The organism is Ruegeria sp. SCP11 (genome assembly GCF_040329455.1).
Lineage (GTDB): Bacteria > Pseudomonadota > Alphaproteobacteria > Rhodobacterales > Rhodobacteraceae > Ruegeria > Ruegeria atlantica_E.
Genome location: NZ_JBDZYG010000003.1, coordinates 231654 through 244415, shown reverse-complemented (window position 1 = coordinate 244415; position 12762 = coordinate 231654). Strand labels below are relative to the sequence as shown.

Sequence of the window (12762 nt, the reverse complement as noted above, 5' to 3'; positions counted from 1 at the left end):
GCCCCCCGTAACCTGTCAATATCATTGCAGTTACCGGGGGCGTTAGGCAAGAAACGCTTTACCGTTAGCCGATGTGGTATCCCGGAGTGGAGCGCGAGATTTCGGCTTCTTCATCCGTCATGTCTACAGGGAAAGCATCGAAGAGAGGCGTACTCAGATACCGCTCTCCGGTGTCGGGCAACATGCACAGCACGGACGCGCCAGGCTCGGCCTGTTCAGCGATTTGCATCGCAACGGCAAAGGTCGCACCGCCTGATATTCCGGTCAGAATGCCTTCCTGACTCGCCAGTTTTTGCGCCCATTCAACTCCTGTTGGACCGGACACAGGGATCAGTTCATCGAAATAACGATTGTCGATGGATTCCTGTAACACCGCCGGAATGAAATCCGGCGTCCATCCCTGTATCACGTGCGGCTCAAACGCAGGGTGGCTTGAAACGGGATCACTCTCTTCGCCCCGCTCGGTCGCGATGCCACTTCCCACCAGTTGCGCGTTGGCGGGTTCGGAGAGGATGATTTTTGTCTCGGGCCGCTCGGCGCGCAGGACCCGTGAAACACCGGTAACCGTGCCGCCCGTGCCGTAGCCCGTCACGAAATAGTCTAGCCGATCACCGTTGAGGTCTCCCAAAATCTCCCGCGCAGTTGTAGCAGCATGGATCTCGGCATTCGCCTGAGTCTCGAACTGACGCGCCAGAAACCAGCCATGTTCCTCGGCCAGTTCCGCGGCTTTACGATACATCCCAAAGCCTTTTTCCGCTTTCGGTGTCAGAACGACCTTGGCCCCCAGCATGCGCATCAACCGGCGGCGCTCGGTCGAGAAGCTTTCGGCCATGGTAACGACCAGCGGATAGCCCTTTTGCGCACAGACCATGGCCAGACCAATGCCAGTGTTGCCACTGGTCGCCTCGACGACTGTCTGACCAGGTTTCAGTGCTCCGCTGCGCTCGGCCGCCTCAATGATATTGACGGCCAGACGGTCCTTTACCGACCCAGCGGGATTGAACGCCTCAAACTTCACAAACAGGTTGACGCCCTCTGGCCCCAGATTGTTGATGCGGATTGTAGGCGTGTTACCGATCGTGTCGAGCACGCTGTCAAAGATACGGCCATTGCCCGATGTGGTTCTGAGCTTGGGGTCGGTCATTGGGTTTCCTCACATTTTCGGCTGAGCGTTCAGACCTTTCTACCCCTCACACATGACAATGTCCCGAACCGTTTCGAGAAAATGTCGAAAAGCCCCGTGGTTTACACCCGCTACGCGAGAGGTCTCAGAGGTCCAGCACCACCCTATCCGAACCTTCGGCAGGGACGGCACAACAGATCAGCACCTCATCTTCGGCATGATCCGCAGTCGGCTCAGAGCGATACGCGACTTGGCCAGAGATTTTACGTGTCAGACAACTGCCGCACGACCCGGAGCGGCACGAGAAAGAGGGAGCCAACCCCTGCGCCTCGGAAGTTTCCAGCAGCGTAGGTTCGCCCCGTTTCCACCGCACATTTTTAGCGCTGGCCTCAAAAACAACCACTGCCTCTTCGGCCTCCGATCCCGGACGGAAGGGGGTAGCTTCGTCATCCAAACGTCGTTTCAGCGAGGCAGGGCCAAAGCTCTCAGCAAAAATTCGGTCATCTTGCGCACCGAGATCACGTAGCAAATCGTAGACGGATTGCATGAAGGGAGGCGGTCCGCAGAGGAAGAAATCATAGTCATCCAGTGCCAGTTTTTCTTGGATCAACTCAGGCGTGATGTAGCCCTTGGCATCAATGTCCGAACCTTCGCGAGCGTCATGCTCGGGGCGGGAAATGACCGATACATATCGAATCTTGCCACTGCTGGTGGCTTCGGCACGGCGTAGATCTGTGTGAAATGCCCTTTGCGAGACGGTCTGTGCCGCGTGGAAGATGGTCAGTCGACGAGTGTGGCCAGTCCGCTGCCCTTCGTTGAGCACATGGCGGGTCATTGACACTATCGGTGTGATCCCAACCCCGCCCGCAATCAACACGGCGGGACGGGTTTCTTTGGCATTCAGGTGGAATTGACCTTGGGGGGCTTTGACTTCGACCAGATCTCCGACGGACAGCCTATCGTGAAGGTAGTTCGACACGGTGCCACCGGGTTCGCGTTTGACAGAAATACGGTAACCGGGATCACCGGGGCCAGAAGAAACCGTGTAGGTCCGCGTCACCGGTTTTTCGCTGTCAGCGCGGACACGGATCGTCAGGAACTGGCCCGCCTCAAAAGACAGCAAGGGCAATCCGTCCGCAGACTCAAAGAGGAAGGAACGGATTGTCTCGCTTTCGTCCTTCACCGAGGCCACCCGCATGGATCGCCATTGTCGTCGCGACGCTTCGGCCTTCTGCCGTGTCTCGACCGCCTGCCAACTGTCCGCCATCAGGCTGTTGGGCGAAAACTCCTGAAATTCGCCCCGGAAGGGCAGAGCATCATAGATGCGCAACCCGTGATACAAATGAAATCGCCAGCCCCGACTTGCCCCCTGGAAACCCGCGATATCGGGATGGTTGTCCGGCAAAACTTCGACCGTCCCGGTTAACATCAGCAGATCGCCGGTCTGATAGTCCGGGAACAGCAAGCCTGCGCGTGGGTTCACCAGAAAATTTCCCAGCGTGTTAAAGAAATTATTGCCGGCAAAATCCGGCACCAGCAGACTGTTGTCTTCGACCTTGACGAACCCAGACCGCCCACCCCGGTGCGAGACATCCACGCCCGTGTGGTCCATCGTTTCTACAGAACTTGCAACATAGAAGGAATTGGCTGAGCCGATAATTCCGCGCGCCTGCCCGTCCAGTTCAAAGAACCGGTCGCTGCGGCGGCGGTCGATTATGGCCTCGGGTTCCCTAACGAAAGAAACCTCATGGGTCTGGATGTACTGCGGGCAATTGCCAAAGGATTGAACCACATCCAGCGAGAATCCATCATCTTCGACCTGGTTTACGGTGGCATTCATGCGGTTGCGGCGGCGCGTGGACAGCTCGACTCCAACCAAGCCGATCGGCGCACCGGCTTTCAGCGCAGTGCTGAGCGGATCGTCTTCTATAAGTCGGGTGTCGATATCCAATCGCGTGTTGTGCGGTGAAGTCATAAACCCGGGCCACCCAGAGATCATAGACGCCCAGGGCCATCCGTCTGGATTGACGCTGCCAATGACGATGAAGGGCAATTTGCCGAAGAACTCTCGGTGTTGATCGGGCATGAACGGGCGAATGAAGTTGCGCCCCAGTTCCTCTATCTTGTCCCGCTTACCCACGCGGGATTGCATATCCCGTTCGCCCGCGTGAAACGGCGACTTTTGTGGTGTGACCGGAGCATTCATGACAGACCTCATATGTCTTCGGAGTTGGCTGGTCAGCAACGCCTGCGCGCAACTGACCATGGGCACATTCAGATCAGGCGGCGTTGAGGCCAGCTGCGGTGCTGGGCATCGGAACGAAACCGTTCAACGCCTCAATATTGGTCAGCAGGCGGCGCACTTTTGCATAGGGTTCCAACGACACACCGCCTTCGGGCGCATGCGCGGTATAGCTGTAGATCGCCACATCCGCGATGGTGGGCGCATCACCAACCAGCCAATCACGCCCCTCCAGATGAGTATCCAACTTTTTCAGGACTTTGGCGGCGATCGCATGGGTGAAATCCATGTCATAGGGCGCATTAAAAACAGTGATTAGCCGTGCAGCGGCCGGACCAAAGGCGATCTCACCGGCGGCGAGCGTCAGGAATTTCTGCACCTCGGCCTCCAGCACCGGATCGGACGGCAAGTAAGACGACGCGTATTTCCGGGCCAGATAGACCAAGATGGCGTTGCTGTCGGTGACAACCGTATCGCCGTCCTCCAGCACGGGCACCTGACCCGCTGGATTCAGCTTCAGAAACGGTTCGCGCTTATGCTCACCACCGGCAAGGTCAACGTCGATGACTTCATGTTTGATGCCGGCCAAGCTGGCAAAAAGTACAGCGCGGTGGGCATGACCGGACAACGGAAAGCTGTGAATTCGGATCGTGTTGGGCATCTGATAGCTCTTTCTCTGACTGGGGGTTTTGCTGAGGGTCAGCGACTGAGCACCAGACTTAATTTGATTTAATAATGGCGATAATATATTAATTTGGTGAATTACTATGAACAAAGCGTAGACAATGGACACAATTCAGGGCATGCGCGCATTCGCGGCCGTAGCGGCACATTCTTCGTTCACTGAAGGTGCAAAGCAGATTGGCATCAGCACCAAACTGGCTAGCAAATATGTCGGCCAGTTAGAAGACCGATTGAACGCACAACTGTTCAACCGCACGACACGCAGCGTGACCCTGACAGATACAGGTCGATCCTACTACGAACGTTGTTTACCGCTGCTTGAGCAGTTTGATGAACTGGAAGGTCTTGTCCAACAACGGCAGACCGAGCTGGCGGGCCGCATTCGGATCACTGCACCAACCGGCTATGGCTCGGCCGAGTTGATTCACCTGCTGAAGCCATTTCAGACACAACATCCCAAAGTTTCAGTCGAACTTCACCTGTCAGATTATCACGTCTCAATGGTCGAGGAAGGTTATGATCTGGCTATTCGGTTTGGGGCGCTGAAGGATTCGACACTGGTGGCACGCAAGCTCATGGACATGCGCATCGTGTGCTGTGCGTCGCCCGAGTATTTGACACAGCATGGAACCCCAAGTAGCCCAGCCGCGTTGCCTACCCACAACTGTCTGCTGCAAACTGCTGGCACCAATTTCGACCACTGGGCCTTCAAGGGAACAGATGGCTCGTATTCAGTTACCGTTGCAGGCAATTTCCGCGCGAATTCACCACGTGCCGTCGCAAATATGGCGGCAGATGGCATGGGGATCGGGCGTATCCCCCTATACACAGCGCAGCCGTTTTTGGCCTCGGGCCAACTGAAATTGTTGTTTGAGTCACAGGAGGCTGTCTCGGTGGGCCTATACGCCGTTTATCCGCAAAACCGCCACCTGACCGCACGGATTAGGGCTCTAATCGAGCATCTGGTCACGCAATTGCGCGGGTCGTGAAATCCGATCCCCTCACACCCCCGTGAGTTTCCAAATCAGAATTCATCCTATGTTGCAGACCAATCTTCCTATCCCCACGTAGGTCTAACGAGCGCAAACGCTGATAAGTGACGCCATCTAAATTCAGCCGTCGAAAGGAACCTTCATCATGGAACTCAACTCCGACTTTTCCTCCCGCGTCGTCGTTCATTCCGATCAGCTTAAATGGCAGCCCTCGCCGATGAAAGGCGTGGACCGGCGCATGTTGGATCGGATCGGAGGTGAGGTCGCCCGCGCCACCACCATCGTGAGATACGCACCGGGCAGCCACTTTTCGGCACACTCTCATACTGGCGGCGAAGAGTTCATCGTGCTTGACGGAGTCTTTCAGGACGAACACGGTGACTATCCTGCTGGCACATATGTGCGCAATCCCCCCACGACATCACACACACCGGGGTCTGAACCAGGTTGCACCATCTTTGTGAAGCTTTGGCAATTCGATATGGAAGACCGAAACCAGTTCCGCAAAAATATGGCCGACGAACTGCCAGCCCCGGTGAACGGTCTGGCGATCGTGACCCTGCACAGCGACGCGCGCGAAGTCGTAACCTACAGCCATCTTGATCCTGGCGTGTCCCTTGAATCCGACGCATCGGGAGGAATTGAGCTTTTGGTCATAGATGGCACCATAACGAACGGAGAAGATGTTCTGCACAAGAACGGCTGGTTACGCTTGCCCGAAGGCGAAAAACTGTCAGCCACTGCTGGCGCCGAAGGCGCTAAAATCTGGATGAAATCCGGGCACTTGCCTTATGCCAAGGCACCAGCCGTCTAGCGTTTGAAAAGGTACCATCGATGGAGACGCGGGTATTAATTATTGGCGCCGGGCTTTCCGGCCTGAGCCTTGCGACCCAGCTGTTTGAGCGGGGCCATGATGTGCTGCTGGCAGAAGCGAGGGATCGACCAGGCGGTCGCATCCTCACCGAACGGCTAGGAAACGGGTTTTTCGACCTCGGCCCAGCCTGGTATTGGCCAGGACAGCCACGTATTGCCGCTTTGGTTGATCAACTGGGTCTGAAGTGGTTCAAACAATATTCAACCGGCGCGCTTTGCTTTGAGGACGAAACCGGGCGCGTCGAATGGGGCAGAAGTTTTGCTTCCATGCAGGAGCCCTACCGCCTTCAAGGAGGGATGGCAGCGTTGACCGATGCACTGGTCGCCGAACTTCCTGCAGATCGGATAAAGCTGTCCACGTCGATCACCGCGCTGAACCGGGATAACGACGGAATTACCGCTACTTCGGAAAATGGCCTGACGATCCGGGCACAACAAGTGGTTTTGGCTCTGCCGCCCCGAGTCGCAAGCCGGATCGCGTTTTCCCCTGCCCTGCCTCAGGCAACGCGGGAAGCTATGTCCGGGATCGCGACGTGGATGGCCGGTCAGGCCAAGGCCATTGCTACCTACGACACCCCTTTTTGGCGCAAAGCGGGCCTTTCCGGCGGCGCGATGAGCCGTCATGGACCGATGGTAGAGCTGCACGACGCCTCACCTGCTTTGGGAGGACATTATGCGCTGTTCGGGTTCATCGGCCTCCCTCCACAGGCCCGTCGGGACGAACTACATTTGCGGCAGGCGCTGTCGGATCAGCTGGTCCGGCTTTTCGGACTGGAAGCGGCCGAGCCGGTTTCACTGCGGATCGTGGATTGGGTGTTTGAACCCTTTACCGCTACCCCGCTCGATCAGCAGCCCATGTATGCGCACCCGCACTATGGAATGCCACGTGCTTTGGACCGTATTTGGGGAAATCGTCTGATTTTTGCCGGCACCGAGGTTGCGACACAGTTCGGCGGGTATCTTGAAGGTGCGCTTGAGGCAGCGGAAAATGCGCTGCTGCTGATCGAAAAAGAAAAGGTTTAAGAGGTTCCAAAGCCGCATTTCCGAATGTGACCCGCGCGAGGGTTCGACGGGTTGAAACATGCCGTTTGGAGCTTCGTCGTAAATGGGACTTCGATGAACAACGGTAGGTCGCGCGAACCGGCGATTGGACGATGCCTCAAATTTGTTTCAAAAATCCGCACGTTGTCACCTGTGCGTGAGAGCTCTTTCAATACGTTGAAATCACCCGCCGCTTCCCGATTTAAGAACGCAAGCAACATTACCGGAATGAAAGGTCTCCCAATGACGATGTCAGAAAGTTCCAAAGTTTCCACGGGGCTGTTCCCTAAGTTCAGCATCCCCCTTTTGGGCATGATGTTCATTTCGGGTTTCTTCGCCTCCAATGCGTTTGACCTATGGGGGCAATTGATCAGCCCAGCCATCGGTTTTGCCAATTTGTCCCCGCATGGTTTGGCACGCAGCCTGCTTGGCACTCTCGGACTACCCAACGGTGAGTTTGCAGGCTACTTCGTCCATTTCTATCTGGTGGGTCTGATCGGTTATCCGATCGGCTGGCTCTATGTCTTCAACCCGATCTGGACGTCGATCTTCAAAGGCCGTCACATCTTTCTCGGCTCGGCCATCTATGGTTTTGGGCTTTGGGTCTTTGCCATCGGGGGCATCACCGCCATTGCTGGTCTGCCCTTCTTCTTGAACTTTACTGGCATCGCTTGGGTCGCACTGGCCGGGCACGTGCTTTATGGCATCGTGCTGGTCTGGGTTATCCGCCTGATCGAGCGCTGGTCTTAAGCCTGAAGCTTTGGCCAAGAGAGCAAATCACTTGGCCTTTCCGAAGAGCAACAGTTAAATGGCGCGGTCTTCCCCATAGTTCCGCGCCTTTGACATCTTCCCAATCCCCGGATTGAACGAATTGGTCGGATCGCAGCTCGTGTAATGCGCAGCAAGGTCAGGCTTGGCTTTGTACAGATGGCCGACATTATGTTCGGCTGGGTACTCGGCACCGCGTTCATCCAAAATCCTGAGCATCGCCGCTTTGATCTCTTTTGGATCACACCCCTTTTTGACAATGTAATCCTGATGCATCACGTGGCACATCAGATGGCCGTAATAGACCTTACCCACGAGTTGATCGGAGATTTCGGCTGGTAGAGTTTCGAACCAGTCACGGTCATTGCGGCGCAGCGCAATATCCAGCGCCAGAATCTCTTCGACCTCATCCGCGTGAACGTGGCCATATCGCACGGCAGCACCAGCAGCTGCAAAACGATGCAGACCGGCAATCTTGGCTTCACGCGGTGTGCAGGTGATAAACTCAGCTCCGCGCCCCTCGAAGAAATCAGGCAGGAATGCCGCAGCTTCTTCAATACCGCCGTCATGCATTTTCAGGATGAGATGGTGTTCATACTTGTTGCGATAGTCATACAGGAACTTAGGCAGATGCTCGGGCCAGAGCTTTGAGACAACCTGCATAAACTTGTCAGTAAAACCCCGGGTCAGAGCGAACTTGTTCAAGCGTGAATCCACCGCGCCTTTCAAGGCAAAGAACATCGGCAGCCGATCGGTCCCCAGCTTGTCAATCATGACCAACGTGTCCTTGCCATATTTCGCTGCAATGTCGAAACACTCACGGTGCACGTATTCGGCCGAGACAGGCAGAGTCTCGAAATTCTTCAGAATATGGCGTCGCAACTCTGTCAGATCAGCGGGATCGTTTGTTCCGATATAAAAAACCTGCTCACGGCCGTAGGTCGGAAAGGTATCAAGCCGCACTGCGAAGACCGCCAATTTTCCCGCACAGCCGGAAACCTCATACAGCAGCCGGTCGTCGTTGTTATACCGCGAGGGCGTATCAGCATCGACGTCGCGGAGGATCGTGGTGTAGTCCGGATCTGAAGCATTTCGGCCTTCCGGCGTCGGGGCATTCTTTTCAAAGTCCCCAGCTTCAAGCCGCGTCAGGATTTCTTCCGGCCTTTCACCCAGTTCCAGACCCAGGTTATTTACCAATTTCAGCTCGCCATCCGCAGTGATTTGGGCAAACAGCGCAAGCTCGGTATAGCTGGGGCCGCGCTCGCACAGAGCACCGCCGGAATTGTTGCAAACCCCACCCAGAATAGAAGCTCCAATGCTGGAGGAACCAATCACCGAATGGGGTGTACGCCCCAGCGGTCGCAGCTGCTTTTCCAGCTCAAACAGCGATGCGCCTGGGAAACTGAGCACCTGCTGCCCGTCCTGTAAAAGATGCAAAGCATTCATTCGGCTGACGTTGATCAGCACAACATCGCGCTCATACCCGCCTTTGGGGGTGGACCCCTCTGTCAGGCCGGTATTTGAGGCCTGCAGGATGACGATTTTATCAGCCTCGACACAAGCCTGAAGTACCTTCCACTGCTCCAATAGGCTACCCGGTTGAACGACACACAACGCCTGGCCTTCGCCCGAGCGGAAACCGCGCCGAAACCTCTCAGTCGCGCGCTCGCCCGTCAGAACGTGGCGCGATCCGACGATAGAGCGGAAATGTTTGATCAACTCGTCATTGGTCATGGCGGCCTCGTTTCGGTTTAGGCGTTGCGAAAGCGGATATTCTCGCGGCTCAGTTGGTCGACACTGGTGACACCCATCAGTTTCATGTCGCGTTCGATCTCGGCCCTCATCAGGCCCAAAGCGCGCTCGACACCCGCCTGCCCGGCAGCGGCCAGCGGATACAGGTAGTGCCGCCCGACCCCAACCGCCTTTGCGCCTATCGACAATGCTTTGAGCACGTGGGTTCCGCGCTGAATGCCGCTGTCCATCATTACATCCAGCTTGTCGCCGACCGCATCCACAATCTCGGCCAGTTGGTCGAAGGGCGTGCGTGAGCCATCCAACTGGCGACCACCGTGGTTCGAAAGGATAATTCCGGTACAGCCAATCTCGGCGGCACGTTTTGCATCCTCGACAGTCATGATGCCCTTCAGGCAGAATTGACCATCCCAATCGCGTACCATTTTAGCCACGTCTTCCCAGTTCATCGACGGGTCGAGCATGTCGGTGAAATACCCACCAATCGAGCTAGCACCACCGCCCATATCCACATGTTCTTCCAACTGTGGCAGGCGGAATTTCTCGTGAGTGACGTAGTTGATCCCCCACATCGGCTTGATCGCAAACTGGATCATGCCGCCAAGCGTCAGCCGGAACGGGATCGAAAAGCCGGTGCGCAAATCACGCTCGCGGTTACCACCGGTGATGCTGTCGACGGTCAACATCATCACCTCAACACCTGCCTCTTTCGCGCGCTGCATCATTGCAGAGTTCAGGCCGCGATCTTTGTGGAAATAGAACTGATAGACTTGGGGGTTCTTGTGCTTTTGCCTCAGTTCCTCAAGTGACACGGTCCCCAGCGAGGAGACCCCGAACATGGTACCGTATTTCTCGGCCGCCGCCGCGACCGCGCGTTCGCCCTGATGGTGGAACAGGCGCTGCAAAGCGGTGGGTGAGCAATAGACCGGCATATCCAGCTTTTGCCCCATCACCGTGACGGACATGTCCACTTCGGACACCCCACGCAGAACCGAGGGCAACAGATCGCAACGGTCAAACGCGTTGGTGTTTTCCCGATACGTCACCTCATCATCCGCGCCACCGTCAATATAGTTGAAGATGGGCCCCGGCAGCCGCTGTTTGGCCAGCCGCCGGAAGTCATGAAAGTTATGGCATTGGTTCAGTCGCATCGGGTCAACTCCTTAGTAGGCGACCGAGGGCAGCCAAGTGGCGAGGGTCGGCCACAGGAAGACTAGCGCCAGTCCAGTCAGCTGCAACAGGACGAAGGGGATGATGCCCTTGTAGATATGCATCAGCTTGATCTCGGGCGGGCAGACGCCTTTCAGGTAGAATAGCGCAAAGCCCACCGGTGGTGTCAGGAAGCTGGTTTGCAGCGTCACCGCAACAAGGATCACGAACCAAACCAGCGCCGGTTCATCCAGAACGCCAAAGCCGGGGATGTCGATGCCCAACCCGTTCACGATCGGGCGCATAAGCGGCAGGACGATCAGGGTGATCTCAATCCAGTCGAGTACGAAACCCAGCAGGAAGACGATGAACAGGATGAAGAGAACCGTGCCATTTGCACCAAAGCCGGTGGATTGCACCACATGCTCGATCAGTTCGTCTCCGCCCAGTTCACGCAGGACGTACGAGAACACGGTCGCGCCCAGGAAAATCGCGAAGATGTAAGCGGTGGTGTTGAAGGTCGATACCAGCACGTTCCACAGCTTGGCAAAGGTCAGCTTACGGTAACCCAGCGCCAACAACGTCGCGCCCAGTGCACCGATGCCTGAGGCTTCAGTCGGCGTGGTCAGACCGGCGAAGATCGACCCCAGCACAGCGAGGATCAGCATCAGCGTCGGGATTACGGCGATCAGCACGTCTTTGACGGCGGCCCAGTCAGGGGCTTTCGCACCTTCGGGCACGGGGGCCGCATCGCGTTTCACCAGCGCAAGTATGAAGATGTAAGTCAGGTACAAACCGCCGATGATGACACCGGGGAAGACGGCGGCCATGAACAGGTCCCCGACAGACAGGGCCATCTGGTCGGCCATGATCACCAGCATGATCGACGGCGGGATCAGGATGCCTAGAGTACCAGACGCCGAGACTACACCGGCAGCCAGCGTCGGCTGGTATTTTTGCTGCATCATGGTGGGCAGTGACAGCACACCCAACAGCACGACGGATGCACCGATGATCCCGGTCGAAGCCGCGAGGATGATGCCGATCAAGGTTACCGTGATCGCCAGACCACCGCGTACTGTACCGAACAGGCGCTGCATCGACGACATCAGACGCTCGGCTACACCGGATTCGTCCAGCATCAGGCCCATGAAGATGAACATCGGCAACGCAACCAGAACGGCGTTGGACATTGTCGCGTAGACCCGGTTCACCACCGCGCCCAGGGTCAGGTAGTCAAGGCCAGTGAAAGTGCTCTCAAGCCCTGTCCACAGCATCAGGTCGTTGTCGAACAGGTAGGCCAAACCGCAATACGCAACACCGACACCTGCCAGAACCCAGGCTACCGGGTATCCGGTGAAGAGCAGCGCGATGAAGGTCAGGAACATCGCGATAACCAACTTTTCCTCGGTGGTTTCCACTAGGAAAGTCAGGCCCACGCAAACGGCGGCGAACACAGCCAGCACCAGCAAGATGCGGCGTAGAGGGGCGCCCTCGCGTTCGGACTCCGGCCCGTAGAGTAGCGCATGGCCATCGTGGATCAGTCGCGCCAAGGCAGCCAGCGCCAGCAGAATGAAGCTGATCGGAATGACCGCCTTAAAGGCCCAACGTGCAGGCAAACCAGTGGGGCTGTCCGAGCGTTCGTTGACGCGGAAGCTTTCGTAGAAATAGTCGTAGCCCTGGTCGACCATCAGATAAATGAACGGGGTCAGCAAGGTCAGGATGCCGATCACTTCTATCACCCGCTGCGCGCGGCGCGACAATTGCATGTGCAGCACGTCAACCCGCACATGGCTGTCGGTGATCAAGGCATAGGAAATACCGATCATCGTGACGATGCCGTAGAAATGCCACTGGATCTCGTCCAGCTTGGGATAGTTCTGGCTGAACAGATAGCGCAGCGACACCTGAGCGAAGATCGCCCCCATCAGCAGTACGTTTGCCCACATGACCACATGACCGATCGCCTTTACGCTCGTGTCGATCGCGACGGCGATCTTCTGGCGGTCAGTTTCGGGGTGTTCCAGGATGCCTTCATAGGCTTCGACCGGATCGTTGAAGTTCTTTGGATTGGCCATGGTCATTCCTCGCTCAGCAGCCCGACATGCGGTCAGTGATTGGTTAGAAATTCCGAATAT

Annotated in this window: 10 protein-coding genes; 4 read left to right on the top strand and 6 right to left on the bottom strand. The window is 56.6% G+C overall.

Annotation, left to right across the window (positions count from 1 at the left end):
• Positions 1–64: 64 nt before the first annotated feature.
• From cysK to ABLN94_RS06590, 3 genes are all read right to left on the bottom strand, one after another.
• Positions 65–1144, bottom strand: a complete 1080-nt coding sequence (gene cysK, locus ABLN94_RS06600; protein ID WP_352990665.1) for a cysteine synthase A — start codon at positions 1142–1144, stop codon at positions 65–67.
• A 124-nt stretch (positions 1145–1268) separates the two neighbouring features.
• Positions 1269–3329 (bottom strand): pyridoxamine 5'-phosphate oxidase family protein, encoded by a 2061-nt coding sequence (locus ABLN94_RS06595; protein WP_352990662.1) that lies wholly within the window; start codon positions 3327–3329, stop codon positions 1269–1271.
• A 73-nt stretch (positions 3330–3402) separates the two neighbouring features.
• The gene (locus ABLN94_RS06590) at positions 3403–4026 is read right to left on the bottom strand and encodes a glutathione S-transferase family protein (RefSeq protein ID WP_352990659.1); all 624 of its coding nucleotides are present in this window, start codon (positions 4024–4026) and stop codon (positions 3403–3405) included.
• Positions 4027–4150: 124 nt separating this feature from the next.
• Here ABLN94_RS06590 and ABLN94_RS06585 point away from each other — a divergent pair, with 124 nt between their 5' ends.
• The 4 genes from ABLN94_RS06585 (at position 4151) to ABLN94_RS06570 (ending at position 7705) form a co-directional block, all read left to right on the top strand.
• Positions 4151–5038 (top strand): LysR family transcriptional regulator, encoded by an 888-nt coding sequence (locus ABLN94_RS06585; RefSeq protein ID WP_352990656.1) that lies wholly within the window; start codon positions 4151–4153, stop codon positions 5036–5038.
• A 148-nt stretch (positions 5039–5186) separates the two neighbouring features.
• Positions 5187–5855 carry a cupin domain-containing protein gene (locus ABLN94_RS06580; protein ID WP_352990654.1) on the top strand — a complete coding sequence of 223 codons (669 nt, stop codon included), beginning with the start codon at positions 5187–5189 and terminating at the stop codon, positions 5853–5855.
• A gap of 20 nt (positions 5856–5875) precedes the next feature.
• On the top strand, positions 5876–6937 hold the full coding sequence (locus ABLN94_RS06575; RefSeq protein WP_352990651.1) for a flavin monoamine oxidase family protein: 1062 nt from the start codon (positions 5876–5878) through the stop codon (positions 6935–6937).
• Positions 6938–7198: 261 nt separating this feature from the next.
• Positions 7199–7705 (top strand): hypothetical protein, encoded by a 507-nt coding sequence (locus tag ABLN94_RS06570; protein ID WP_352990649.1) that lies wholly within the window; start codon positions 7199–7201, stop codon positions 7703–7705.
• Positions 7706–7759: 54 nt separating this feature from the next.
• Here the strand turns inward: ABLN94_RS06570 and dld are convergent, their stop codons facing one another.
• From dld to ABLN94_RS06555, 3 genes are read right to left on the bottom strand one after another with little or no spacing between them, the layout of a single operon-like run.
• Positions 7760–9457, bottom strand: a complete 1698-nt coding sequence (gene dld / locus ABLN94_RS06565) for a D-lactate dehydrogenase (RefSeq protein WP_352990646.1) — start codon at positions 9455–9457, stop codon at positions 7760–7762.
• A 17-nt stretch (positions 9458–9474) separates the two neighbouring features.
• The gene (locus tag ABLN94_RS06560; RefSeq protein WP_352990643.1) at positions 9475–10626 is read right to left on the bottom strand and encodes an alpha-hydroxy acid oxidase; all 1152 of its coding nucleotides are present in this window, start codon (positions 10624–10626) and stop codon (positions 9475–9477) included.
• 12 nt (positions 10627–10638) lie between these two features.
• Positions 10639–12702, bottom strand: a complete 2064-nt coding sequence (locus ABLN94_RS06555) for a TRAP transporter large permease subunit (protein WP_352990640.1) — start codon at positions 12700–12702, stop codon at positions 10639–10641.
• Positions 12703–12762: the final 60 nt, after the last annotated feature.